The organism is Dactylosporangium sp. CA-152071 (assembly GCF_050936335.1).
GTDB lineage: Bacteria > Actinomycetota > Actinomycetes > Mycobacteriales > Micromonosporaceae > Dactylosporangium > Dactylosporangium maewongense.
The window spans coordinates 7,093,323-7,118,145 of record NZ_JBNJMZ010000001.1 but is presented as its reverse complement, the minus strand read 5'-3'; the positions used below and the strand labels follow the sequence as shown (position 1 = coordinate 7,118,145).

The 24,823-nt window shown below is 71.0% G+C and carries 24 protein-coding genes; 9 read left to right on the top strand and 15 right to left on the bottom strand.

Features of this window, described 5'->3' with window-relative positions:
- Nucleotide 1 precedes the first annotated feature (1 nt).
- The 4 genes from ACQEVZ_RS32000 to ACQEVZ_RS31985 are packed head-to-tail and all read right to left on the bottom strand — an operon-like array spanning nucleotide 2 to nucleotide 3,830.
- Nucleotides 2-973, bottom strand: coding sequence for a cation diffusion facilitator family transporter (locus ACQEVZ_RS32000; protein WP_433373370.1), 972 nt, complete (start codon nucleotides 971-973; stop codon nucleotides 2-4).
- Nucleotides 970-2,169: an SIS domain-containing protein gene (locus tag ACQEVZ_RS31995; RefSeq protein WP_344501907.1), complete on the bottom strand. Its 1,200-nt coding sequence runs from the start codon at nucleotides 2,167-2,169 to the stop codon at nucleotides 970-972. The genes ACQEVZ_RS32000 and ACQEVZ_RS31995 overlap by 4 nt, the downstream gene beginning before the upstream one ends.
- Nucleotides 2,170-2,174: 5 nt before the next feature.
- Complete coding sequence (locus tag ACQEVZ_RS31990) at nucleotides 2,175-2,429, bottom strand: Trm112 family protein (protein ID WP_425552171.1); 255 nt, start codon at nucleotides 2,427-2,429, stop codon at nucleotides 2,175-2,177.
- Nucleotides 2,430-2,459: 30 nt separating this feature from the next.
- Nucleotides 2,460-3,830: a phosphomannomutase/phosphoglucomutase gene (locus ACQEVZ_RS31985; protein WP_354890918.1), complete on the bottom strand. Its 1,371-nt coding sequence runs from the start codon at nucleotides 3,828-3,830 to the stop codon at nucleotides 2,460-2,462.
- Nucleotides 3,831-3,953: 123 nt separating this feature from the next.
- Between ACQEVZ_RS31985 and ACQEVZ_RS31980 the strand changes: the two genes are divergently transcribed.
- The gene (locus ACQEVZ_RS31980) at nucleotides 3,954-4,931 is read left to right on the top strand and encodes a cation diffusion facilitator family transporter (protein WP_433373366.1); all 978 of its coding nucleotides are present in this window, start codon (nucleotides 3,954-3,956) and stop codon (nucleotides 4,929-4,931) included.
- Here the strand turns inward: ACQEVZ_RS31980 and ACQEVZ_RS31975 are convergent.
- Nucleotides 4,903-6,327, bottom strand: coding sequence for an aldehyde dehydrogenase family protein (locus ACQEVZ_RS31975; protein ID WP_433373363.1), 1,425 nt, complete (start codon nucleotides 6,325-6,327; stop codon nucleotides 4,903-4,905). The genes ACQEVZ_RS31980 and ACQEVZ_RS31975 overlap by 29 nt on opposite strands.
- 104 nt (nucleotides 6,328-6,431) lie before the next feature.
- On the opposite strand from ACQEVZ_RS31975, the gene ACQEVZ_RS31970 reads away from it, so the two are divergent.
- Nucleotides 6,432-7,862: a gamma-aminobutyraldehyde dehydrogenase gene (locus ACQEVZ_RS31970; protein WP_425552172.1), complete on the top strand. Its 1,431-nt coding sequence runs from the start codon at nucleotides 6,432-6,434 to the stop codon at nucleotides 7,860-7,862.
- Nucleotides 7,862-9,142 carry a 4-aminobutyrate--2-oxoglutarate transaminase gene (gene gabT, locus ACQEVZ_RS31965; RefSeq protein WP_433373360.1) on the top strand — a complete coding sequence of 427 codons (1,281 nt, stop codon included), beginning with the start codon at nucleotides 7,862-7,864 and terminating at the stop codon, nucleotides 9,140-9,142. Before ACQEVZ_RS31970 ends, gabT begins: the two co-directional genes overlap by 1 nt.
- Nucleotides 9,143-9,164: 22 nt before the next feature.
- Here the strand turns inward: gabT and ACQEVZ_RS31960 are convergent, their stop codons facing one another.
- The 7 genes from ACQEVZ_RS31960 to ACQEVZ_RS31930 form a co-directional block, all read right to left on the bottom strand.
- Nucleotides 9,165-9,719, bottom strand: a complete 555-nt coding sequence (locus ACQEVZ_RS31960) for a Uma2 family endonuclease (RefSeq protein ID WP_433373358.1) — start codon at nucleotides 9,717-9,719, stop codon at nucleotides 9,165-9,167.
- Between the two features lie 14 nt (nucleotides 9,720-9,733).
- Nucleotides 9,734-10,729 carry an agmatinase gene (gene speB, locus ACQEVZ_RS31955; protein WP_433373355.1) on the bottom strand — a complete coding sequence of 332 codons (996 nt, stop codon included), beginning with the start codon at nucleotides 10,727-10,729 and terminating at the stop codon, nucleotides 9,734-9,736.
- Nucleotides 10,726-11,922, bottom strand: a complete 1,197-nt coding sequence (locus tag ACQEVZ_RS31950; protein WP_433373352.1) for a saccharopine dehydrogenase family protein — start codon at nucleotides 11,920-11,922, stop codon at nucleotides 10,726-10,728. Before ACQEVZ_RS31950 ends, speB begins: the two co-directional genes overlap by 4 nt.
- A 3-nt stretch (nucleotides 11,923-11,925) precedes the next feature.
- Complete coding sequence (locus ACQEVZ_RS31945; RefSeq protein WP_433373349.1) at nucleotides 11,926-12,738, bottom strand: ABC transporter permease; 813 nt, start codon at nucleotides 12,736-12,738, stop codon at nucleotides 11,926-11,928.
- Entirely contained in the window at nucleotides 12,738-13,643 is a 906-nt protein-coding gene (locus ACQEVZ_RS31940; protein ID WP_433373346.1) for an ABC transporter permease, read from the bottom strand. The genes ACQEVZ_RS31945 and ACQEVZ_RS31940 overlap by 1 nt, the downstream gene beginning before the upstream one ends.
- Before the next feature lie 82 nt (nucleotides 13,644-13,725).
- Nucleotides 13,726-14,865, bottom strand: a complete 1,140-nt coding sequence (locus tag ACQEVZ_RS31935; RefSeq protein ID WP_433373343.1) for an ABC transporter ATP-binding protein — start codon at nucleotides 14,863-14,865, stop codon at nucleotides 13,726-13,728.
- Nucleotides 14,866-14,868: 3 nt separating this feature from the next.
- A complete protein-coding gene (locus ACQEVZ_RS31930) occupies nucleotides 14,869-16,104 on the bottom strand; it encodes a polyamine ABC transporter substrate-binding protein (protein WP_344501640.1) in 1,236 nt (411 codons plus the stop codon).
- Between the two features lie 230 nt (nucleotides 16,105-16,334).
- Between ACQEVZ_RS31930 and ACQEVZ_RS31925 the strand changes: the two genes are divergently transcribed.
- From ACQEVZ_RS31925 to ACQEVZ_RS31910, 4 genes are read left to right on the top strand one after another with little or no spacing between them, the layout of a single operon-like run.
- Nucleotides 16,335-16,835, top strand: a complete 501-nt coding sequence (locus ACQEVZ_RS31925) for an Lrp/AsnC family transcriptional regulator (protein ID WP_203845385.1) — start codon at nucleotides 16,335-16,337, stop codon at nucleotides 16,833-16,835.
- A complete protein-coding gene (locus ACQEVZ_RS31920) occupies nucleotides 16,832-18,211 on the top strand; it encodes an aspartate aminotransferase family protein (protein ID WP_344501908.1) in 1,380 nt (459 codons plus the stop codon). The genes ACQEVZ_RS31925 and ACQEVZ_RS31920 overlap by 4 nt, the downstream gene beginning before the upstream one ends.
- A 50-nt stretch (nucleotides 18,212-18,261) precedes the next feature.
- Nucleotides 18,262-18,792: a pyridoxamine 5'-phosphate oxidase family protein gene (locus ACQEVZ_RS31915; RefSeq protein ID WP_433373338.1), complete on the top strand. Its 531-nt coding sequence runs from the start codon at nucleotides 18,262-18,264 to the stop codon at nucleotides 18,790-18,792.
- 8 nt (nucleotides 18,793-18,800) lie between these two features.
- Nucleotides 18,801-20,135, top strand: coding sequence for an NAD(P)/FAD-dependent oxidoreductase (locus ACQEVZ_RS31910; protein WP_344501642.1), 1,335 nt, complete (start codon nucleotides 18,801-18,803; stop codon nucleotides 20,133-20,135).
- A 4-nt stretch (nucleotides 20,136-20,139) separates the two neighbouring features.
- Here the strand turns inward: ACQEVZ_RS31910 and ACQEVZ_RS31905 are convergent, their stop codons facing one another.
- The gene (locus ACQEVZ_RS31905; RefSeq protein WP_033364641.1) at nucleotides 20,140-20,589 is read right to left on the bottom strand and encodes a metallopeptidase family protein; all 450 of its coding nucleotides are present in this window, start codon (nucleotides 20,587-20,589) and stop codon (nucleotides 20,140-20,142) included.
- A 173-nt stretch (nucleotides 20,590-20,762) separates the two neighbouring features.
- On the opposite strand from ACQEVZ_RS31905, the gene ACQEVZ_RS31900 reads away from it, so the two are divergent.
- Nucleotides 20,763-21,119, top strand: a complete 357-nt coding sequence (locus ACQEVZ_RS31900) for a DUF3499 domain-containing protein (protein ID WP_033364642.1) — start codon at nucleotides 20,763-20,765, stop codon at nucleotides 21,117-21,119.
- 48 nt (nucleotides 21,120-21,167) lie between these two features.
- Here the strand turns inward: ACQEVZ_RS31900 and ACQEVZ_RS31895 are convergent, their stop codons facing one another.
- Nucleotides 21,168-21,425 carry a WhiB family transcriptional regulator gene (locus tag ACQEVZ_RS31895; protein WP_033364663.1) on the bottom strand — a complete coding sequence of 86 codons (258 nt, stop codon included), beginning with the start codon at nucleotides 21,423-21,425 and terminating at the stop codon, nucleotides 21,168-21,170.
- Between the two features lie 315 nt (nucleotides 21,426-21,740).
- Here ACQEVZ_RS31895 and ACQEVZ_RS31890 point away from each other — a divergent pair, with 315 nt between their 5' ends.
- A complete protein-coding gene (locus tag ACQEVZ_RS31890) occupies nucleotides 21,741-22,319 on the top strand; it encodes a signal peptidase I (protein WP_433373333.1) in 579 nt (192 codons plus the stop codon).
- On the opposite strand, the gene ACQEVZ_RS31885 is transcribed toward ACQEVZ_RS31890, so the two are convergent.
- On the bottom strand, nucleotides 22,316-24,796 hold the full coding sequence (locus ACQEVZ_RS31885) for a bifunctional FO biosynthesis protein CofGH (protein WP_433377107.1): 2,481 nt from the start codon (nucleotides 24,794-24,796) through the stop codon (nucleotides 22,316-22,318). The two genes, ACQEVZ_RS31890 and ACQEVZ_RS31885, sit on opposite strands and share 4 nt — an antisense overlap.
- Nucleotides 24,797-24,823 lie beyond the last annotated feature (27 nt).

Below are 24,823 nucleotides of genomic sequence, written 5' to 3'. Positions count from 1 at the left end.
GCTAGTGCGCCTCCGCGGTGTCCGGCAGGTCCGTCGCGCTCGGCCCAGAGGCCGGCTTACCTGCCTGGTAGATGTCGGGCTCCAGGTAGATCATCCGAGCGATCGGGACCGCCGCCCGGATCCGGGCCTCGGCCGCGTCGATGCCACGGGCGACCTCGCCCGCGGTCTCGTCGTGCCGCACCGCGATCTTCGCCGCGACCAGCAGCTCGTCGGGGCCCAGGTGGACGGTGCGCATGTGGATCAGCGACTCGACCTCGGGACCGGCGACGATCGCCGCCCTGATCTGCGCGATCTGCTCCGGGGTCGCGGCCTCGCCGACGAGCAGCCCCTTCATCTCGACCGCGAGGATGGCGGCGACCACGATCAGCAGGACGCCGATGGCGGCCGTGCCGATGCCGTCCCAGATGCCGTCACCGGTGATCAGGGTCAGCCCGACGCCGAACAGCGCGAGGACCAGGCCGACGAGGGCGGCGAGGTCCTCGAGCAGGATGACCGGCAGCTCCGGCTGCTTCGCCCGGCGGATGAACTGCCACCAGGTGGCGTCACCCTTGATCTTCTGGGTCTCCTGGATGGCGGTGCGGAAGGACAGGCTCTCCATGACGATCGCGGCGACCAGCACGGCGACCGGGACCCACTGCCACTTGTCGATCGGCTCCGGGTGGCCGATCTTGTGCCAGGCCTCGTACAGCGCGAAGATGCCGCCGACGAAGAACAGCACGACCGCGACGACGAACGCGTAGACATAGCGCTCGCGGCCGTAGCCGAACGGGTGCTCGGCGTCGGCCCGCCGCTTGGACTGCCGGCCACCGAAGAGCAGCAGCCCCTGGTTGCCGGAGTCGGCGACGGAGTGGATCGACTCGGCGAGCATCGACGACGAGCCGGTGAGCAGGAACGCCACGAACTTGGTGACAGCGATGCCGAGGTTCGCGAACAGGGCCGCGACAACGGCCTTCGTCCCACCCTCTGTGCTCATGGACTGACCAGCTCCTTCATCTCCGAGACCGCGGGCACGGCCATCGGGTCGAAGCCGTGCGCGAGTCCAAGATAGATCGAAGCGAAGTCGGGCACCGCGACGAGAGACGCAAGTCGCTCCAGGGCCGAGCCGCCCTCGGCGGTGATCAGGCTCACCCGCACGCCACGGCGCTCCGCGAGCTGCTGGACCGCGTCGGCGCGCTTCTCCTCGACGGCCGAGGGCTCGCCGTCGGCCTCCTCCTCGTCCGCCGAGAGGCCGCCGTCGCGCAGCAGCACCAGCCGCAGCCGGGTCACCGACTCGTCCTCGTCGGACGGGTCGGCGAAGATGTCGCGGCCCGCCTCGGCCAGCCCGCCGTAGACGCCGTCGAGCAGGCCGACCCTGCCGCGGCCCGCCTCGCCGAGGGCGCCGGCGACTGCCGGGTAGCGGGCGTTGGCGGCGAGGGTGTCGCCGAAGCGCCGGGCCGCGACGTTCGCCAGCGGCGAGGAGCCCCACACGATCGGCACGGACCGGGCCAGGTCGAGCGCGAGGCTCTTGCCGGGGTTGACGAACGACTCGAGGGTCATCCGGCACCGGTCGGCGTCGGCGTCGAGCCGGGCGGCGGTCTCCGCGAAGTCCGCCTCGTTGACCTTGACCAGGCCGAGCTGCCGGCCGGCGAGCAGCACCGGCACGGCCAGGCCCCACAGGCTGGCGCGGGCCGGGGCGCGGCGCGGCACCGGGATGAACGGCGCCCGGAACCGGTCGGCGAGCGCGTGCAGCTGCGTGTCGGGGGCGCCGATCGCGACGAGCCGGGCGCCGCGGCGGCCGGCGGCCTCGGCGGCCGCGAGGGCCTCCGGGGAGCGACCCGACGCGGACACGGCGATGACGACGTCGGCGGCGCCGACCCAGCCGGGGATGCCGGCGCTGCGGTGCGCGAGGACCGGCACCGGGCAGCGGGGGCCCGCGACCGTCTCCAGGATGTCGCCGGTGCGGGCGGCGGTGCCGACCCCGGCGACGACGACCGCCCGGGGGCGACCCTCGTCGGCCAGGGCGCTCAGGTCGGTCTCCGCGGCGAGCGCCGCCGACTCGCGGACCTGGGCGCCGGCCGACGCGGTGGCGCGCAGCATGCCGCCCGGGTCGTTGCGCTCCAGCGCGGCAGCGTCGTCGAGCAGCGACAGGTCGATCTCGCGATGGCCGCGGACGCCCGCGGTGCCCTCCAGCGGGTTCACGCGGCGCCACCTTCGGTGAGCGGGGACTCGCCGCCGGCGACGGGAGCGCTGTCGCCGGTGACGGGAGCGCTGCCGCCGCCCTCGGGGAGCCGGGCCTCGTCGAGCAGGAGGACGGGGATGCCGTCCCGGATCTCGAAGATCCGGCCGCAGGACGTGCAGGTCAGCGTCTGCGCCTCCGCGTCGAGCGTGAGCTCGGCGTGGTGCTCGTCGGGGCAGCGCAGGATGGACAGCAGGGCGGGGTCGACGGACACGTCTGATCCAACTCCTTCTAGCAGCGTTCGTCAGCGGCGGATGACAGCCAGCATTTCATCGCGCAGGGCTGCCATCCGCTCGGCGGTCGGCGCCTCAACGTTAAGCCGCAGGAGAGGCTCCGTGTTGGACGGGCGCACGCTGACCCAGCTGCCGTCGGGGAAGTCCAGCGTGATCCCGTCGAGGTGGTCGACCGGGACCGGATACGCGGCCTGGATCTCGGCGAGCTTCGCGGCCGGGTCGGCGACCGTGGAGTTGATCTCCCCGGAGTCCGCGTAGCGGACGTAGTCCTTGGTCAGCGCCGACAGCGGGGCGGCCTGCCCGCCGAGCATCGCGAGCGTGTGCATCGCGGCGAGCATGCCGGTGTCGGCGCCCCAGAAGTCGCGGAAGTAGTAGTGCGCGGAGTGCTCGCCGCCGAACACGGCGCCGGTCGTGGCCATCTCGGCCTTGATGAACGAGTGCCCGACGCGGGTGCGCACCGGGGTGCCGCCGTGCTCGCGCACGATCTCCGGCACGGCCCGGGAGGTGATGAGATTGTGGATGATCGTGGCGCCGGGGGTCTTCGCCAGCTCGCGCACCGCCACCATCGACGTGATCGTCGAGGGCGAGACGGCCTCGCCGCGCTCGTCGACGACGAAGCAGCGGTCGGCGTCGCCGTCGAAGGCCAGGCCCAGGTCGGCGCCGGTCTCGCGGACCTTCGCCTGCAGGTCCACCAGGTTGGCCGGCTCCAGCGGGTTGGCCTCATGGTTGGGGAACGAGCCGTCCAGCTCGAAGTACAGCGGGATGATCGTCAGCGGCAGGCCGTCGCCGAGCACCGCCGGCACCGTGTAGCCGCCCATGCCGTTGCCCGCGTCGACGACGACGGTCAGCGGGCGGATGCCGCTCAGGTCGACCAGGCCGCGCAGGTACGCCGCGTAGGCGGTCAGCATGCCGCGCTGCTCGATCCCGCCCTCGCGCCCGCCGGCCGGCGGTTCCCCGCGGCCTTCCAGGATCGCCTGGGCCCGCTCGCGGATCTCGGCGAGGCCCGAGTCCTGCCCGACGGGCTTCGCCCCCTGCTTGCACAGCTTGATGCCGTTGTACTGGGCGGGATTGTGACTCGCCGTGAACATGGCACCGGGGAGGTCGAGCGTGCCGGAGGCGAAGTACAGCAGGTCCGTGGAGCCCAGACCCGACTCGACGACGTCGGCGCCCTCCGCCCGTACACCCGCCGCGAACGCCGACGCGAGCGCCGGACCCGACTCGCGCATGTCGTGCGCCGTCACGACGCGCTCCGCGAACTCTCCCCGGCTGCGCAGCGTCTGGACGAACGCGCGGCCGAGGGCCTCCGCGACCGGCTCGTCGAGCTGGTCGGGCACCGTCCCCCGCACGTCGTAGGCCTTGACGATCCGGCTCAGGTCGATCACAGTCCGTGCTCCTGTCGTGGGCGCTGGTCCTACCGCGAAGCCTAGTGCCGCGAGGTTCCGCACACGTGTCAGTCCGGGGTTGCCGGTGTTAGTTCATGTCGCCGGTGTGGTACAGGGGGAAACGTGGCCGAGGAAGGTAACTCCATCAGGGCGATCATCGCCGCGTTCGCCGCCAACCTCGGCATCGCCGTCAGCAAGTTCGCCGCGTTCCTCTTCACGGGGTCCTCGGCGATGCTGGCCGAGGCCGTGCACTCGGTGGCGGACACCACCAACCAGTTGCTGCTGCTCATCGGCGGCCGCCGCGCCAAGCGGGAGGCCTCGCCGCTGCACCCGTTCGGCTACCAGCGGTTCCGCTACTTCTACGGGTTCCTGGTGACGCTCGTCATCTTCCTGGTCGGCGGCGTCTTCGCGCTGTTCGAGGGGTACGAGAAGCTGCACTCCCCCGAGCCGGTCGAGTCGCCGGTGTGGGCGTTCGCCGTGCTCGGCGTGTCGGTCGCGCTGGAGTCCTTCTCGCTGCGGACGGCGGTGCACGAGGCCCAGCCCGAACGGCGTGGGCTGCCGTGGCTGCGGTTCATCCGGACCACCCGCTCGCCGGAGCTGCCGGTGGTGCTCGCCGAGGACTTCGGCGCGCTGACCGGCCTGTTCTTCGCCGCGGTCGGCATCACCCTCGCCGTCGTCACCGGCGACGGCCGGTGGGACGCGGTCGGGACGATCGCGATCGGCATCCTGCTGGTCATCATCTCGATCACCCTGTCGATGCGGATGCGCAGCCTGCTGATCGGCGAGTCCGCCGACCAGGAGACGCTGCGGCGCATCGAGGCGGCCGTCGAGCCCTTCGTCGATCGGCTGATCCACCTGCGCACCATGCATCTCGGCCCCGACCAGCTGCTGATCGCCGCCAAGGTCGCGTTCAGACCCGACGAGACGGTGGCGCACGCCGCGGAGGCGATCAACCGGGCCGAGGCGCGCATCCGCGAGGACCTCGACGACGAGTGCTTCATCTTCCTGGAGCCCGACGTCTGGGACCAGCGCCTGCACGAGACGGATGCCAAGCCGCCGGGCTCCGCGGCTCCTACAGCTGCAGACCCGTCAGCACCATGACGCGGTCCTCGGTGTAGTCGGTCATGGCGCTGGCGAGGCCCTCGCGCCCGACGCCGCTGGCCTTGGCACCGCCGTAGGGCATCTGGTCGGCGCGGTAGCTGGGGACGTCGCCGACGACGATGCCGCCGACGTCGAGGACCCGGTGGGCCTCGAAGGCGCGGTCGAGACGGCGGGTGAAGACGCCGGCCTGCAGCCCGTACTGCGAGTCGTTGACGGCGGCGAGCCCGGCCTCGTCGGACTCGACCCGCTCCAGCACGAGGACGGGGCCGAAGACCTCCTCGCAGGCGACCTTCGCGTCGCGGGGCACGCCGGTCAGGACCGTCGGGGCGTAGTTGGCGCCGTCGCGGGTGCCGCCGGTGAGCAGCTTCGCGCCCGCCGCGACGGCCTCGCCGACCCAGGACTCCACCCGCTCGGCGGCGGCCTCGCTGATCAGCGGGCCGACGTCGGTGGCGTCCTCCCACGGCGAGCCGGTCACCTGCGCCTCGACCGCCGCGACCAGGCGCTCGGTGAGCACGTCGAAGTGCCGGTCGTGGACATACACCCGCTGGACCGCGATGCAGCTCTGCCCGGCCTGGTAGTTGGAGAACGTCGCGACGCGGGTCGCGGCCCAGTCGAGGTCGTCCCAGTCCTCGCAGACCAGGACCGCGGCGTTGCCGCCGAGCTCGAGCGTGACGTGCTTGCGGGGCACGGCCTCGCGGATCTGCCAGCCGACCGGGCCGGAGCCGGTGAAGGACACCACCGGCAGGCGCGGGTCGGCGACCAGGGCCGGCGCCCGGTCGTTGGGGATCGGCAGGATCGACCACATGCCCTCGGGCAGTTCGGTCTCGGCGAGGATCTCGCCGAGCAGCAGCGCGCTGAGCGGGGTCGCCGGCGCCGGCTTCAGCACGATCGGCGCGCCGACCGCGATCGCCGGGGCGACCTTGTGCGCGACCAGGTTGAGCGGGAAGTTGAACGGGGCGATGCCGAGCACCGGCCCCTTCGGCACGCGCTTGACCAGGGCGATCCGGCCGGTCGCGGCGGGGTCGGTGTCGAGGCGCTGCACGGCGCCGGAGAAGCGGCGGGCCTCCTCGGCGGCCCAGCGGAACGTGGACACCGCCCGGCCCACCTCGCCCCGGGACCACTTCAGGGGTTTGCCGTTCTCCCCCGTGATCAGCCGGGCGACCTCCTCGGCGCGCTCCTTCAGCCGGGCGCTCACGTGGTCCAGCGCCGCGGCCCGGACGCTCGCCGGGAGGGCGGCGGCCTTCGCACGGACCGCGTCGGCCGCGGCGACGGCCTCCTCGACCTGCGCCGGGGTGGCGTTGGCGGTGCTGCCGACCACCCGGCCGTCGAACGGGTGACGGATCTCGACGGCGTCGTCGCTGGTCGCCGGTCGGCCGGCGATGAAGAACGGGGTCACACTGAAAGCCTACGCCGCTTCACAGCATGGAAACAGTTGCTCAAGGGGTTGTGCACTGCGGAATCGGTGGAAGGATGTGGCTGCCGACACTCAAAGGAGTGGACATGACCAAGCAACTGCAGAACTTCATCGACGGCGCCCACGTGGAGCCCGCCGACGGCCGTTATTCGGACCTGATCGACCCCTCGACCGGTGAGGTGTTCGCCTCCGCGCCGGTCTCGGGCGAGGCCGACGTCGACCGCGCGGTGAAGGCGGCCAGCAAGGCGTTCGAGACGTGGCGGGACGCCACGCCCGCGGAGCGGCAGCGGGCGCTGCTGAAGCTCGCCGACGCGATGGAGGACCGCGCGGCCGAGCTCATCGACGCCGAGTGCCAGAACACGGGCAAGCCGCGGGCGCTGACCACCAGCGACGAGCTGCCCCCGGCCGTGGACCAGGTCCGGTTCTTCGCCGGTGCCGCCCGGGTCCTGGAGGGCAAGTCCGCCGGGGAGTACATGAAGGGCCACACCAGCTACGTGCGCCGCGAGCCGATCGGCGTCTGCGCGCAGGTCACCCCGTGGAACTACCCGCTGATGATGGCGATCTGGAAGATCGCGCCGGCGCTCGCCGCGGGCAACACCGTCGTGCTCAAGCCGTCGGACACCACCCCGGTGTCGACGCTGCTGCTGGCCGAGCTGGCCGCGGAGTTCCTGCCGCCGGGCGTGCTCAACGTGGTCACCGGCGACCGGGACACCGGCCGGGCCCTCGTGTCGCACCCGGTGCCGCAGTTCGTGTCGATCACCGGCTCGGTCCGCGCGGGCCGCGAGGTGGCGGGCTCCGCCGCGCCCATGCTCAAGCGCACCCATCTGGAGCTCGGCGGCAAGGCGCCGGTCGTGGTGTTCGACGACGCCGACCTGGAGGCGGCGGCCGAGGCGATCGCGGTCGCCGGCTACTTCAACGCCGGCCAGGACTGCACCGCCGCGACCCGCGTGCTCGCCGGCCCCGGCATCTACGACGACTTCGTGGCCGCGATCGCCGAGCAGGCCGCCGCGACGAAGACCGGCGCGCCCGACGACGAGGACGTGCTCTACGGCCCGCTCAACAACGCCAACCAGCTGGCCCGGGTCGCCGGCTTCGTCGACCGGCTGCCCGACCACGCGAAGCTCGACGCGGGCGGCGCCCGGGTCGGCGACCGGGGCTACTTCTACTCCCCCACCGTCGTCTCCGGCCTGCGCCAGGACGACGAGATCATCCAGGACGAGGTCTTCGGCCCCGTCATCACCGTGCAGCGCTTCACCGACGAGGACGAGGCGGTCCGCTGGGCCAACGGCGTCGAGTACGGGCTGTCGTCGTCGGTGTGGACGAGGGACCACGGCCGGGCGATGCGGATGACCCGCCGGCTCGACTTCGGCTGCGTGTGGGTGAACGCCCACATCCCGATCGTCGCGGAGATGCCGCACGGCGGTTTCAAGTCCTCTGGTTACGGTAAGGACCTGTCCATGTACGGGCTGGAGGACTACACCCGCATCAAGCACGTCATGCACAACATCGAGCTGTGATGACGGCGTCCGGGGAGCTCCACAAGCGCCGCGGCGCCGCGGTCGCCCGCGGCGTCAGCAGCATGATCTCGTCCTATGTGGACCACGCGGCGGGCGGCACGCTGTCCGACGTGGACGGTCGCGAGTGGATCGACATGGCCGCCGGCATCGCCGTCACCAACGTGGGCAACAGCTCGCCGAAGGTCGTCGAGGCGGTGCGGCGCCAGGTCGAGCGCTTCACCCACACCTGCTTCATGATCGCGCCGTACGAGGGCTACGTCGCGGTCTGCGAGCAGCTCAACGCGCTGACCCCGGGCACGTTCGAGAAGCGCTCGGCGCTGTTCAACTCCGGCGCCGAGGCGGTGGAGAACGCGGTGAAGATCGCCCGGCACGCGACCGGGCGGCAGGCGGTCGTGGTGTTCGACCACGCGTACCACGGCCGCACCAACCTGACGATGGCCCTGACCGCCAAGGCGATGCCCTACAAGCACGGCTTCGGCCCGTTCGCCGGCGAGATCTACCGCGTGCCGATGTCCTACCCGTTCCGCGACGGCCTCTCCGGCCCCGACGCGGCCGCGCTGGCCACCGGCATGATCGAGAAGCAGGTCGGCGCCGACCAGGTCGCCGCCGTGCTCATCGAGCCGGTCCAGGGTGAGGGCGGCTTCATCGTGCCCGCGCCCGGCTTCCTGCCGGCGGTCGCCGCGTGGGCCCGGTCCGCCGGGGCGCTCTTCGTCGCCGACGAGATCCAGACCGGCTTCTGCCGCACCGGCGAGTGGTTCGCCTCGACCCACGAAGGCCTGGAGCCCGACCTGGTCACCACCGCGAAGGGCATCGCCGGCGGGCTGCCGCTCGCCGCGGTGACCGGCCGGGCCGAGGTGATGGACGCCGTGCACCCCGGCGGTCTCGGCGGCACGTACGGCGGCAACCCCGTCGCCTGCGCGGCCGCCCTGGCCTCGATCGAGACCATGATGGAGCTGGACCTGGCGGCCGCGGCCCGGCGGATCGAGTCGGTCATGCGCCCGCGCCTGGAGTCCCTGGCCGCCGCCCACCCGTGCGTCGGCGAGGTCCGCGGCCGGGGCGCCATGCTCGCCCTGGAGATCGTCGTGCCGGACGCCTCCGGCCCGGCGGGCCCGACCCCGGACCCGGCGAAGACCGCGGCGATCCAGAAGGCGGCCCACGAGGCGGGCCTGCTCCTGCTCACCTGCGGCACCTACGGCAACGTGATCCGCTTCCTGCCACCCCTGGTCATGGACGACGCCACCCTCGGCCGCGCCCTGGACATCCTGGAAGCGGCCCTGTAACCCAGCCCGGCCGGGCCCGACGTCAGACGAGGTCGTGCTCGGCCGGCTTGGTGTTGAGCACCCACGCAAGCGGCATCATCGTCCGGACCTCATAGCGGTCCTCGGTCAGGCGGTGCATGGTGACGGTCTGCGTTGCGTCCTGGCCGACCACCCAGTACTGCGGGATGCCAGCGGCGGCGTACTCGGCACGCTTGGTAACGGTGTCCATGTCCTTCGACCCGGGCGAGACGATCTCGACGACAAGAAGTGCATCGTCGACCGACACCCAGACGCCGGCTGATGGCGTCCGGCTCCAGACAACCAGATCTGGAATTCGTCCACCGATGCCGCCGTCGCGGCCGGGGATCCGAAGTCCGATCGTCTGATGAACCCGATTGGCCGGCATACCCGCCGCAGCGAGCCAGAACATGATCTGAGAGGCGATCGTCGCGTGCTCGGTGCCGGGCGGCGGCATGACCGAGAGAACCCCTTCCGGGCTGATCTCGTATCGATGAAACTCGTCCGCTGCCATCATGGCGGTGAGGTCGTCGAGCGTCAAAACCGGCGGCATGCGCCAGCCAATCGTCTCCGCACTCATGCCGCCATGGTACGTCAGCGGCCGTCGAGGAGGGGCTGGCGCGGGTTCCAGGGGTCGCCGCGGCGGCGTCTGGCGATGGCGGACAGCGCTTCGAGGACGACGCGGTTGGCGAGGTATGCGGTGATCTCGGCGTGGTCGTACGGCGGGGAGACCTCGACGACGTCGATGCCGGCGATCGGGAGCTCGTAGCAGCAGCGGCGGACGGCGTCGAGGAGCTGGCGGGAGGTGAGGCCGCCGGGTTCGGGGGTGCCGGTGCCGGGGGCCATGCCGGGGTCGACCACGTCGACGTCGACGGACAGGAAGACGCCGTCGCAGTCGTCGGTGGCGATCGTGAACGCCTCGGTGAGGCAGTCGTCGAGGCCGCGGGCCACGATCTCCGTCATCTCGTAGGAGCGCATGCGCTGGGCCGCCATCCAGTCCAGCGTGGCCGGGCCCGGCCAGTAGCCGCGCAGGCCCAGCTGCAGGAAGCGGTCGCCGCGGACCGCGCCGGACTCGATGAGGCGGCGCATCGGCTGGCCGTGGCCGACGAGGGAGCCGAACTCGGTGTCGCCGGTGTCGGCGTGCGCGTCGAAGTGCACGAGGGAGACCCGGCCGTAGCCGAGCTGCCGGGCCACGCCGGTGGCGTCGGGCCAGGCGATCGTGTGGTCGCCGCCCAGGACCACCGGGATCGCGCCCGTGGCCGCGACCGTGTGGACCGCGTCCTCCAGCCTTGCGATCGCGCCGGCCGCGTCGCCGGAGAACATCTCGACGTCGCCCGCGTCGTACACCCGCAGATCCCGCAACGGGTCGACACGCAGCGCGAGGGACGGGCGGGAGCCGTCGTGGGCGAGGTAACAGGCCTGGCGGATCGCGCCCGGGCCGAAGCGGGTCCCGGGCCGGTGCGAGGTGCCGCCGTCGAAGGGCGCGCCGACGATGACCACGTCCGCGTCCGGCGGCAGCGCGTCGAGGTCGCAGGGCGGCACCCCGAGGAACGTGATGTCAGGTCCGTACATAGGACCGTATCGCGTCATTTTTCCTGCATACCCCACGGCGAGCCGTACTCGGTGAGCAACTCCAGGAACGGCTTCGGCGGCAGCGCCTCCGGCCCGAGCACGCCACGGCCTTCCCAGGCCCCGGATGCCAGGAGCTCCAGGGCCACCACCGGGTTGATCGCCGTCTGCCAGACGACGGCCTGCGAGCCGTACTCGGCCATCGACCAGGCGTTGTCGACCACGTGGTACAGGTAGGTGCTGCGCGGCGCGCCCGACTTGTCCAGGCCGGTGACGAGCGTCCCCGCGCAGGTCTTGCCGCGCATGCGGTCGCCGAGGCCGGCCGGGTCGGGCAGGCAGGCCGCGACCACGTCCCGCGGTGCCACCTCGACGCCGCCGACCCGGACCTTGCGGGTCGAGTCGAGGCCGAGCTTGTGCAGGGTCTTGAGCACGTCGATGAACTCGTCGCCGAGGCCGTACTTGAACGTGACCCGGCGGCAGTCGACCCAGCGCGGGATGAGCAGGACCTCTTCGTGCTCGACGTTGACGCACTCGACCGGGCCGATGCCCTCCGGGAAGTCGAAGACCTCCGGCTCGGAGAAGGGCGCCGTGGTGAACCAGCCGCGGTCGCGTTCCCAGACGACCGGCGGGTTCAGGCACTCCTCGATCGTGGTCCAGATGGAGAACGAGGGTGCGAAGTCGTAGCCGTCGACGACGAGGTTCGCGCCGTCCCGGACGCCGACCTCGTGGACCTCGGAGAAGAGCTCGTCGGCTGCGTACCGGGCGAAGACGTCGGACAGGCCGGGCTCGACGCCGATGCCGACGAGCGCGAGCCGGTCGGCGGCCTCCCACGTCGCGGCGGCGGCGAACTGCTCGTCGCCGAGCTTCACCCCGGTCTCCGCGTACGGCGCGGTGGGGTGCGGTGAGGACAGCGACATCGCCATGTCGAGGTAGTGCGCGCCGGCGGCGAATGCGCCCTCGAAGATCGGCATGACGAACCGCGGGTCGACCGCGTTGAGCACGTGCGTGATCTGATGAGCCCGGCACAGCTCCTCGACAGCTGCCGCCGATGAGGCGTCGATCTGGGCCGCCGTGAAGCGGTCGTCGATCACCGCCGCCTGCGCGCGGGGCAGCGAATAGTCGGCGACGACACAGGTCTCGAAGAACGAGCGGCGGCCGAGAATACGCACGGCGGCGGAGCCGACGCCACCGGCGCCGACGATGAGCAGGCGCATCGGTCAGCCCTTCTGACGGGAGCGGCGCATGTTGGGGACCTGGCCGATGAGCACGACCAGGAAGGAGATGACGAACATGGCGGTGCCGATCACGTTGATCTGCGGCGGGATGCCCCGCTGCGAGGCGCCCCAGACGAACATCGGGAACGTGACGGTGCTGCCGGAGTTGAAGTTGGTGACGATGAAGTCGTCGAAGGACAGCGAGAAGGACAGCAGCGCCGCCGCGACGATGCCGGGCATGACCAGCGGCAGCGTGACCCGCAGGAAGGTAGAAGCCTCGTTGGCGTAGAGGTCCATCGCGGCCTCCTGCAGCCGCGGGTCGAGGCCGGCGAGTCGGGCCTTGACGGTGACGACCACGAACGACAGGCAGAACATGATGTGGGCGATGACGATCGTCCAGAAGCCGAGCTGCACGCCGGAGGCGACGAACAGCGCCAGCAGCGACGAGCCCATGACGATCTCGGGCGTCGCCATCGGCAGGAAGATCAGGGTGTTGGTGGCGGCGCGGCCGCGGAACGTGTGGCGGGCCAGGGCGAAGGACATCAGCGTGCCGAGGATGACCGCGCCGAGCGTGGCGATCGCCGCGATGACGATGCTGAGCAGGAAGGCGTCGCCGATGCCGGCGGTGCCGAAGGGGTCGGCCCAGTGCGCCCAGGTGAACTTGTAGTTCTCCAGCGAGTAGGGCGCGTTGCGGCCGGCGTCGCGGAACGACATCGCGGCGACGACGCCGATCGGCACGAACAGGTACAGCAGGACGAGCAGGCCGATCGCCATGACCCAGTGGTCGGCGACGGAGCGGCGTAGGCGATGCAGCATCAGAGCACCTCATCCGTCCCGGCGCGCCGGACGTAGACGAAGACCAGGACCAGGATCGCCGCCATCAGCGTGAAGGACAGCGCGGCGGCGCTCGGGTAGTCGCCGACCTTCAGGAACTTCGACTGGATGACGTTGCCGATCATGTACTGCCGGTTGGTGCCCAGCAGCTGCGCGTTGATGTAGTCGCCGGCGGCGGGGATGAACGTGAGCAGCGTGCCGGCGACGACGCCCGGCATCGACAGCGGCAGCGCGACCCTGGTGAAGCGGGCGACGGGCCGGGCGTAGAGGTCGCCGGCGGCCTCGAGCAGCCGCGGGTCGAGCTTCTCCAGGCTGGCGTACAGCGGCAGCACCATGAACGGCAGGAAGTTGTAGACGAGTCCGGCGATGACGGCGGGGGTGGTGGCGAGGAGCCGGCCGTCGGGCAGCGGCACGTGCAGCGCGTTGAGGGTCGTCACCAGCCAGCCGTTGTCCGACAGGATGACCTTCCACGTGAGGGTGCGGATCAGGAAGCTGGTGAAGAACGGCGCGATCACGCAGATCAGCAGCAGGTTCTTCCACCGGCCGCCCTTGAGCGCGATCGCGTACGCGAGGGGGTAGCCGAGCAGCAGGCAGATGGCGGTGGTCAGCGCCGCGTAGCCGAGCGAGCGCATGAAGTGCGGGAGGTATTCGCTCGCGGCGTCGACGTAGTTGCTGAACTGCCACGTCATCGCGTAGCCCTCTTCGAGGGATCCGCTCGGGTCGTAGAGGCTGGTCGCGAAGAGCTGGATCGAGGGCACGGCGAAGAACAGGATCAGCCACAGGCCGCCGGGGAGCAGCAGCAGATACGGCAGCCAGCGCTTCCTCGGTTTTTCGAGGTTCGCCGGTGTACCGGTGGTGCCGGCCCCGACATGCCCCAACGCGCTCACGCCGCCACCTCCGCTGCGCTCCGGCGTCGGCCTGAGCTCAACCTGTCACACGATGAGCGGCCCGAGACGCTTCGCTGGCCGCTCATGCGAGGGCCTCGGCGTCTACCACCGGTGCCACCGTCTGCCCTTCGGGACGGGGAAGCAGGAACGCGTGGTCGGGCCGCCAGTGCACGGTCACCTCGCTCGCCACGGCGAGCGGCGCGGCCACGCCGGAGTTCGGCACGAACACCGTCAGCTCGTCGCCCCACGGGGCGCGCACCAGGTACTGGGTGCTGACGCCCACATAGGACGAGTCGGTGATGATGCCCGTGACGGACTGGTGCCCGGCCGGCACCTTGTCCAGGCCGCCACCCGACAGGTGCATCTTCTCGGGCCGCACCCCGAGCCACACGGAGCCCTCGCCGGCCCTGGCGCGGACCGCCGGCAGCGAGTAGCGGGCGCCGTGCGCCTCGACGAGGACGTCGTCGCCGTTGCGGCCGGTGACGGTGCCGGCGAGGAGGTTCGACTGGCCGAGGAAGTTGGCGACGAAGGCGGTGCCGGGGAAGTCGTACATCTCCACGGGGCTGCCGAGCTGCTCGATCCTGCCGGCGTTCATGACCGCGACGGTGTCGGCCATGGTCATGGCCTCCTCCTGGTCGTGGGTCACGTGGACGAAGGTGATGCCGACCTCGGTCTGGATCCGCTTGAGCTCGACCTGCATCTGCCGGCGCAGCTTGAGGTCCAGGGCGCCGAGCGGCTCGTCGAGCAGCAGCACCCGCGGGTGGTTGATCAGGGCCCGGGCGAGGGCGACGCGCTGCTGCTGGCCGCCGGAGAGCTGCGCGGGCCTGCGCTTGCCGAAGCCCTCCAGGTCGACCAGGTGGAGCATCCGCTCCACCTGGTCGGCGACGCCCTTGACGCCGCGGCGGCGCAGGCCGAACGCGACGTTGTCGGCGATGTTGAGGTGCGGGAAGAGCGCGTAGCTCTGGAACACGGTGTTGACGGGCCGCTTGTACGGCCGCAGCCGCGTCACGTCCTCGTCGCCGAGCAGGATGCGGCCGGTCGTCGGCTCCTCAAGACCGGCGATCATGCGCAGGGTCGTGGTCTTGCCGCAGCCGGAGGCGCCGAGGAGGGCGAAGAACGACCCCGCGGGCACCGTCAGGCTGAGGTCGTCGACGGCCGTGAAGGCGCCGAACGACTTCGTCACGCCGACCAGGTTGAGGTCGGCACCGCTCTGCTCGGCCATCTATCAAGCTCCCGAGATCGCTTCGAACTTCGCCGAGTACTTCTTGTCCTCGTCCTCGGTGAGAGCCTTGAAGCTCTTGGTCTTGGCGAGGGTGGCGGCGTCCGGGAAGATCAGCGGGTTGCTTGCCAGGTCCGGGTCGATCTGCTGCATCGCGTCCTGCGCGCCCTGGACGGGGCAGATGTAGTTGACGTACGCCGCCAGCTCCGCCGCGACCTTCGGGTCGTAGTAGTAGTCGATGAGCTGCTCGACGTTGCCCTTGTGGGTCGCCGTCGACGGGATGAGGATGTTGTCCGACCACAGCACCAGGCCCGACTCGGGCGTGACGAACTTGACGTCCTCGTTCTCGGCGCTGAGCTGGATCACGTCGCCGGACCAGGCGATGCACGCGGCGAGGTCGCCCTTGTTCAGGTCTTCCTTGTAGTCGTTGCCGGTGAACTTGCGGATCTGCCCGGAGTCGACGGCCTTCTTCAGCTTCTCCAGCGCGGCGTCGAACTCGGCGTCGGTGACGGTGCCGGGGTCCTTGCCCTGCGACATGAGGATCAGGCCGACGGTGTCGCGCATCTCCGACAGCACCGCGACCTTGCCCTTGAGGTCGGCGCGGGTGAGCAGCTCGTCGATGGTGCGGACCTCTTTGGTCGCCTTGGCGTTGTAGGCGATGCCGGTGAGCCCGGACTGCCACGGCGCGGCGAACTTCATGTCCTTGTCCCACGCCCGGTTCTTCAGCGTGCCGAGGACGTTCTTGGTGAAGTTCGGGGTCTTGGCGTTGTCGAACGCCTGCACCCAGCCGAGGCCGACGACACGGGAGGCCATCCAGTCGGTGAGGACCATGATGTCGCGGTCGATCGACTGGCACGCCTGCAGCTGGTTGCGGACCTTGCCGAAGAACTCGTTGTTGTCGTTGATGTCTTCGTTGTACGTGACGGCGATGCCGGTCTTCGCGGCGAAGGCGTCGAGGCTGGGCCGCTTCTTCTCGTCCTTCTCGTCGACGTCGACGTACAGGGGCCAGTTGGAGAAGGTGATCTTCTTCTCGGTCGCGGAGACGTCGGTGGCGGTGCACGCCGCCTTCTCCGCCTCGGTCTTCTTCGCGGGCTTCGTGCCGCACGCGGCGAGGGCGCCGCCCGTCGCGATGAACGCTCCACCGGCGAACAGGCCTCGCATCAGGGTCCGGCGCGACAGGCCGGTGGCGTTGAGGACGGCGGCCGCTTCGGGCGAGAGCGGCGGGCGAGAGGGGTTTCGCACGAGGGCTCCTACGGATCTCGGGCCGGAACCTCGGGGGGTGGTATCCGACGACCGATCCTGACACGAGGTGCCATCACTGACAAGGGATTCCGTCGTTACGATCGGGCCGCACAACGAAAAGCGCCACTTGGTCAGATTGAGGTTACCGTCGTGACCCGGCGGAAATATAGTCCCGAACGACGATCGATTCCTGACGGATCACGAATCCGCAGATCCCTAGTTATCCAGCTATGGAATTAGTTGCCAACAGCGGGGTCTTGGGCAAGAATCCACACGTGACCGAGCCCGTCCTTGACGACGTCAACAAGCGGATCATCGAGCAGCTGCAGCGCGATGGTCGCATGTCCTACGCCGCCCTCGCCAAGGTCGTCGGCCTGTCGGAGGCGGCGGTCCGCCAGCGTGTGCAACGCCTGCTGGACACCGGCGTCATGCAGATCGTGGCGGTGACCGATCCCCTGACCCTCGGCTTCGCCCGCCAGGTGATGATCGGCCTGAAGGTCGAGGGCGACCTGCGGCCGGTGGCCAAGGCCCTCGCCGCGGTGCCGGAGATCGACTACGTGGTGATCTGCGCCGGCGGCTACGACCTGCTCGTCGAGCTCGTCTGTACCGACGACGAGCACCTGCTGAACCTTCTCAACGACACGATCCGGAGCATCCCTGGCGTCACCGCCACGGAGACCTTCGTCTACCTCAAGCTCGCCAAGCAGACCTATGCGTGGGGGACACGATGACCGACCAGCAGCCCGACGCCGAGCGACTCGACCAGGCCGCCCGAGACCACCTCTGGATGCACTTCACCCGCCTGTCGGCGTACGCCGACGCGCCGGTGCCGGTGATCGTCCGTGGCGACGGCCCCTACATCTACGACAGCAACGGCAAGCGCTACCTCGACGGCCTCGCCGGCCTGTTCGTGGTGCAGACCGGGCACGGCCGGCACGAGCTCGCCGACGCCGCCGCCAAGCAGGCCTCCGAGCTGGCGTACTTCCCGCTGTGGTCCTACGGGCACCCGAAGGCGATCGAGCTCGCCGACCGGCTCGCGGACCTCACCCCCGGCGACCTGAACCGGGTCTTCTTCACCACCGGCGGCTCCGAGGCCGTCGAGAGCGCGTGGAAGCTGGCCCGCTCGTACTTCAAGCGCACCGGCAAGCCGATGAAGACGAAGGTGCTGTCCCGCTCGATCGCCTACCACGGCACGTCGATGGGCGCTCTGTCGATCACCGGCATCCCCGTGCTCAAGCAGGAGTTCGAGCCGCTGGTGCCGGGCGCGTTCCGGGTGCCGAACACCAACTTCTACCGCCGGCCCGACCAGTCGATGACCGAGGAGCAGTTCGGCGTCTGGGCCGCGGACCGCATCGCCGAGGCGATCGAGTTCGAGGGCCCGGAGACCGTCGCGGCCGTCTACCTGGAGCCGGTGCAGAACGCGGGCGGCTGCTTCCCGCCCCCGGCCGGCTACTTCCAGCGGGTCCGCGAGATCTGCGACCGGTATGACGTGCTGCTCGTCTCCGACGAGGTCATCTGCGCGTTCGGGCGGCTCGGCGAGTACTTCGGCGCCAAGCGCTTCGGCTACCAGCCCGACATCATCACCGTCGCGAAGGGCCTCACCTCCGGCTACGTGCCGCTCGGCGCGATGCTCGCCTCCGAGCGGCTCGCGGAGCCGTTCCTCGACGGGGCCAACTGGTTCGCCCACGGCATCACCTACGGCGGGCACCCCGTCGGCTCCGCGGTCGCGCTGGCGAACCTCGACATCTTCGAGCGCGAGGACCTCAACGGGCACGTCCGGACCAACTCGCCGCTCTTCCGGTCCTACCTGGAGCGCCTGTACGACCTGCCGATCGTCGGCGACGTCCGCGGCGACGGCTACTTCTTCGGCATCGAGCTGGTGAAGGACAAGGCGACGAAGGAGACCTTCAACGACGAGGAGTCCGAGGCGCTGCTGCGCGGCTTCCTGTCCAAGGCCCTCTTCGACGCCGGCCTCTACTGCCGCGCCGACGACCGCGGCGACCCGGTGATCCAGCTGGCGCCGCCGCTGATCTGCGACGAGAGCCACTTCATCGAGATCGAGCAGATCCTGCGTTCGGTGCTGACCGAGGCATGGGCGCGCCTCTGAGCCGGACGCGGGTCCGTCGGCTTCCCGAGCTCCAGGTCGACGATCCCGCCGTGCTGCACGGCATTCTCGACGCGGGGACGATCGGCCATCTCTCGATCGTCCACGATGGACAGCCGTACGCGATCCCCGTCGCGTACGGCCGGTCCGGCTCCTCGGTGCTCTTCCACGGCTCCACCGGCAGCCGCCTGTTCCGCGTCCTCGCGGAGGGCGCGCCCTGCTGCTTCACGGTGACGCTGCTCGACGGCCTGGTCCTGGCCCGCAGCGCCTTCGAGACCTCGATGCACTACCGGTCGGTGATGGCGCTCGGCGCGTGCACGGTCGTCGAGGACAAGCTCCCGGCCCTGGAGACCATCAGCGAACACGTCACGCCCGGGCGATGGGCGGTCGTCCGCCCGCCCTCACGCAAGGAGCTGGCCGCCACCCTGGTCCTCGCCTTGGCCCTGGACGAAGTGTCAGTGAAGGTGAGCGCCGGGCCGCCGAGCACTTCCCCCGAGGACGCGGGGTTCGACCCGTGGGTGGGGGTAGTGCCCCTTCGCGTCGAACGCGGCGAACCGATCGAGTGCGAGGAGGAGCTGCCTTGAGTTTCTGGATGTCCGTGCTCCCCTCGGTACCGCCGCGTTCGGCGCTGACCGGCGACACCGACGCCGACGTGGCGATCGTCGGCGCCGGGTACACCGGGCTGTGGACCGCGTACTACCTCGCCAAGGCCGACCCGGCGCTGCGGATCGTGGTGCTGGAGGCCGAGACCGCGGGGTTCGGGGCGAGCGGCCGCAACGGCGGCTGGTGCTCGGCGCTGTTCCCGAAGTCGGTGCCGGCCCTGGCCCGCGCGCACGGGCTGCCGGCGGCGCTCGCGCTCAACGCCGCGATGGAGTCCACTGTGGACGAGGTCGGGCGGGTCGCGGCGCTCGAGGGCATCGACTGCGACTACGCCAAGGGCGGGACCGTCGTCCTGGCGCGTTCGGCGGTACAGCTGGACCGGGCGCGACACGAGGTCGCCGAGGCGCAGGGACTCGGCGTCGACCTGCGGCTGCTGTCCTCCGAGGAGGCGTTCGAGCGGGTCGGCGCGACGAACGTGCTCGGCGGCACGTACACGCCGCACTGTGCGGCGATCCAGCCGGCGAAGCTCGTGCGGGGGCTGGCGTCCACGGTGGAGCGGCTCGGGGTGCGGCTGTTCGAGCAGACCCCGGTCACGGCCATCACCGCGGGCCGGGCCGACACTCCACACGGGACGGTGCGGGCGCCGATCGTGGTGCGGGCCACCGAGGGCTTCACGCCGCGGCTGCCGGGGCTGCGCCGGGCGATCGCGCCGGTCTACTCGCTGATGATCGCGACCGAGCCGCTGCCCGCGTCGTTCTGGGCGTCCGCCGGCCTGGCACGGCGGGAGACGTTCTCCGATCACCGGCACCTCATCATCTACGGCCAGCGCACCGCCGACGACCGGCTCGCGTTCGGGGGGCGGGGCGCGCCGTACCACTTCGGCTCGGCGGTCGCGCCGGCGTTCGACGCGTCGCCGCGGGTGTTCGCGGAGCTGCGCCGGGTCCTGGTCGACCTCTTCCCGGCGCTCGAGGACGCCGGCGTCGCCCACTCGTGGGGCGGGCCGCTCGGGATCGCGCGGGACTGGATGGCGTCGGTCGGGCTCGACCCGACCACCGGGCTGGCCTGGGCGGGCGGCTACGTGGGGGACGGGGTCGGCACGTCGAACCTCGCCGGCCGTACCCTCGCGGACCTCATCCGCAAGGAGGACTCTCCGCTGGTCGGACTGCCCTGGGTGGGGCACCGCTCGCCGCGGTGGGAGCCCGAGCCGCTGCGGTGGCTCGGGGTGAACACCAGCCTGCGGGTGATGACCGGCGCCGACGCGGCGGAGTCGCGGACGGGCCGGCCGTCGCGCCGGGCCGCACTGCTGGCGCGGGTGCTCGGTGGCTGAGGTGTTACGGCTCCAGGTCCTCGGGCGCGACGCCCAGCAGGTTGGCGACCTGCTCCAGGATCACGTCGTGGACCAGATCGGCGAGGTCGTCGTGGTCCGCGGCCCGGAACTCCAGGGGGCGGCGGTACAGCACGATCCGCGGCGGGACGCCGTGGCGGCCGGGGCGGCCCGGCAGCAGCCGCGCGAGGGGCACCTCGCCGTCCTCGAGCACGTCGGAGTCGTAGACGTTGAGGTCCGGCGGGACGTCCTCGACGGCGAACTCGACGCCGGCCAGCTCGTTGGCGAAGCGCTGCTCCAGCTGCTCGACGGAGTCCAGCACCAGGTCGTCGAACATCTCCGCGCGGGTGCGGGACATCGGCAGCGAGGCGGGCACCAGCCTGCCGCGCAGCCCCCGGCCGTGCCGGTCGCGGCCGCGCCGTCCCGGTCCGCTGCGTCGTCGATCGGGGCTCGCCACGCTGCCAGCGTAGCGCCACCGTCGACGCGACAGTGGCACGGCGCCACGTCGAGATCGTCCATGCCACTTCGGAGGGGGGCCGGTCAACCGGACGGGCGTGTCGGCGTGGTCACCACGGCGTGTCGTGAGGCTTCGGGGTTGGGCGCGGGCCCACGGAGCGATACGGTTCGGCCGTGAGGACCCCACGTCGATGCTCGCGCAACGGATGCCCCCGACAGCCCGTTGCGACGTTGACGTACATTTATGCCGAATCGACCGCAGTTGTCGGTCCGCTCGCGGCGTTCGCCGAGCCGCACTCCTATGACCTGTGCGAATCGCACGCCCGCGGGCTGACCGCGCCCCGGGGATGGGACCTGGTCCGGCACGAGGGTGAGTACGGTCCGCCGCCGCCGTCCAACGACGACCTGGTCGCCCTCGCCGAGGCGGTCCGCGAGGCGGCGCGCCCCGCGCCGCACAAGGAGGACCCCGGCAACCATCCGCACCAGCAGGGCCGCCGCGGTCACCTGCGGGTCATCCCACCAGACGCGTGAGGGGTCCCAGCCGTCGCGCCGGAACCCCTCACTCAAACCTACGACCTGCTAGGCAGCGCGTCGCTTGAGCTTGCGACGCTCCCGTTCCGAGAGCCCACCCCAAATTCCGAAGCGCTCGTCGTGCCCCAGCGCGTATTCAAGGCAGTCCGCCCGCACCTCGCAGCGCGAGCAGATGCGCTTGGCCTCGCGGGTGGACCCACCCTTCTCCGGAAAGAATGCCTCCGGGTCGGTCTGCGAGCACAAAGCGCGTTCTTGCCACTCCGGAGCGTTACCCAGCAGGTCGGCCACGACTGGTCGGCCGTCCATCAGCGTGCCTCCTTCTTGCGCGCCGGCGACGATGCCGGCGCAACCCCCCACGCGGAAGGCGCATGTCCTACAAGGTTGCTGTTCCTCGGCGCGGTGTTCTTTATGTCCGAAAGATGACCCGCTTTCGGTCATCCCCCCGAACATCCCCCGTGAAATTACACGCGTGTAATGCGTGCGTCGTCAAGCCGAACCTGATAAATAGGCCCGCTCGGGCGACCGCTTGCACCCCGTGCCGTACCCATACCGAGCAACCCCCTCCGGAGGTAACGGGCGACACGCCGAACGCGCCGGAAGACTCTCGGCGAGTTTGCTCAGGTGCCCGGATCCGCGGCCGAATTGCGCCGATGTGCGGGGAAACCACGAGTTCTGCGCGTGTCCTGGGATACCGTCGTGATCAGGCGGCTGCTGCTCGGCGCCGCGGTGACCACCGTGCTTTTCACGGTCGGAATCATCGGGCTGGGCTGGAAGCCCTACGTGGTCATGTCCGATTCGATGGCGCCGGCCATGCACGCCGGTGATGTCATTCTCGTCGATCCTCAGGCGACATCCCTCGCCGTCTACGAGATCGTCACCTACAGCGATCCGCGTGGGCTCGTCACGCACCGGGTCGTGGCGCAGGCGGAGGACGGCACGTTCACGGTGAAAGGCGACGCGAACCAGCAGCCGGACACCCGTCCGGTCGAGCGAAGACAGGTGATCGGGCCGGTCCGGCTGATCCTCCCCAGCGTGGGCTGGCCCGTCGTCCAGGTCCGCACCCACCCGTTCAAGGTCGCCGGGGTGGCGCTGATCCTGGCGGTCGTCTGGCCACGCCGGCGGCTGCTCGGGGTCGCGCTGCTCGGCGGCCTTGTCGCCGCTCTGGCCTTGGTGCCCACCACCGGGGCGCTGCCGCTTTAGCTCCGTGCCTCCACCCGGCCGTAGGTGGTGGTGCGCTGGCGGACGGGGCGGCCGGCGGCCTTGCCGATCGCCTCCAGCTCCTCCCGGGTGCGGGCGGAGCCGTGCTCGGAGCCCGCCATCCTGGAGATGGTCTCCTCCATCAGCGTGCCGCCGATGTCGTTGGCACCGCCGTTGAGCATCGCCACCGTGCCCTCGTCGCCGAGCTTCACCCAGGAGCACTGGATGTTGTCGATCCTGCCGTGCAGCAGGATCCTGGCCATCGCGTGCACGGCCCGGTTGTCGCGCCACGTCGGGCCCGGCCGGGCGATGCCGGCGAGGTAGATCGGCGCGCTGTGGTGCACGAACGGCAGCGCCACGAACTCGGTGAACCCGCCCGTGCGGTCCTGGATGCCGGCGAGGACCCGGAAGTGGCTGAGCCAGTGACCCGGGTGGTCGACGTGGCCGTACATCATCGTCGAGCTCGACCGGATGCCGAGCTCGTGCGCCGTGGTCACCACCTCCACCCACGCGGACGTCGGCAGCTTGCCCTTCGTGAGCACCCACCGGACCTCGTCGTCGAGGATCTCCGCGGCGGTGCCGGGGATCGTGTCGAGGCCCGCCTCCTTCAGCTGGGCCAGCCAGTCGCGGATCGACACGCCCGCCTTCGAGGCGGCGGTCACGACCTCCATCGGGCTGAACGCGTGGACGTGCATGCCCGGGACGCGGGTCTTGATCGCGCGGACGAGCTCGGCGTACGCGCCGACCGGGAGCTTCGGGTCGATGCCGCCCTGCATGCAGATCTCGCCGGCGCCGGCCAGCCAGGCCTCCTCGGCGCGGTCGGCGACCTCCTCGTAGGAGAGGCGGTAGGCGTCGGCGTCGCGCTCGCGCTGGGCGAACGCGCAGAACCGGCAGCCGACGTAGCAGACGTTGGAGAAGTTGATGTTCCGGTTGATCACGTAGGTGATGTCGTCGCCGACGGCCGCCTTCCGGAGATCGTCGGCGATCCGTGTGAGCGCCTCCAGGCCGTCGCCGTCCACATTGAACAGTGCGAGGGCTTCGTGCTCGTACTGTGGCAGCAGCAGGCTTCCGGGGTCGGTCGAGGCCCTCGCGAGTCCACTTCGGACGTCACCGTCCAATGTGTGCTGTGGCTTTGTGCTGACGCGCGCTGCCACCTCCTGCCAGTCGCCGTAGACCGAGTCGAAGTCGCCGCGGCGGTCGTCGGTGCGACCCTCCGTGTCGATGGCCTCGTGCAGGTCGGTGCGGCCGGTGCTCTGGATGCCCCCGTCGGGCTCCTGCCATTTTCTGCCGGCCGGTTCGGCGCCTTCCTGGGCCAGGCCGGTCTCGGTGTCCATGAGTGCCTCGACGTGCCCGGCAAGCCTCGGGTCCAGCCAGGGCGCGCCCTTTTTCGCGTACTCGGGGTAGATGGTGAGGCGTTCCTTGAGCTGGAAGCCGTGCTGCGCGGACTTCTCGGACAGATCCTGGATCGCCGGCCAGGGGCGCTCCGGGTTGACGTGGTCCGGCGTGACCGGGGAGACGCCGCCCCAGTCGTCGATGCCGGCCCGCAGCAGCAGGCCGTGCTCGTCGTCGATGAGGTTCGGCGGGGCCTGGATCCTGGCCTTCGGGCCGAGGACGAGCCGCGCGACCGCGACCGTGGCCGCCAGCTCGTGCAGCTCCGCGTCGGGCATGCCGCGCATCGCCGTGTCGGGCTTCGCGCGGAAGTTCTGGACGATGACCTCCTGGATGTGGCCGAACTCGCGCATCGTCCTGCGGATCGCGAACAGCGCCTCGGCGCGCTCCTCGATCGTCTCGCCGATGCCGATGAGGATGCCGGTCGTGAACGGCACCCCGACCCGGCCCGCGTCGTCCAGCACCCGCAGCCGCACCGCGGGCTCCTTGTCCGGTGAGCCGTAGTGCGCGCCGCCCGGCTCCGACCACAGCCTGGTCGCCGTCGTCTCGAGCATCATGCCCATGCTGGGGGCGACCGGCTTGAGCCGCTGGAGCTCCGCCCACGACAGCACGCCGGGGTTGAGGTGCGGCAGCAGGCCCGTCTCCTCCAGCACCGCGATCGCGCAGGCGCGCAGGTAGTCCAGCGTGGAGTCGTAGCCGCGCTCGTCGAGCCAGCGCTTCGCCTGGTCCCAGCGGTCCTCGGGGCGGTCGCCGAGCGTGAACAGGGCCTCCTTGCAGCCCTGCTGCGCGCCTTCCCGGGCGATCGCGAGGACCTCGTCGATCTCCAGGTATTCGCTCGGCAGCCGGTGCGGCACCGTCGCGAACGTGCAGTAGTGGCACCGGTCCCGGCACAGCCTGGTCAGCGGGATGAAGACCTTGCGCGAGTACGTGACGACGCCGGGCCTGCCGGCGTCGGCGAGCCCCGCGTCGCGCACCGCGCCGGCGACCGCGAGCAGGTCGTCGAGGGCCTGGTCGCGGGCGGTGAGCAGGACGGCGGCCTCGGTCACGTCGAGAGCACGGCCGTCGGCCGCACGGCGCAGCGCCCGGCGCATGGCGTTGCCTTCGGTACCTCTGACTAC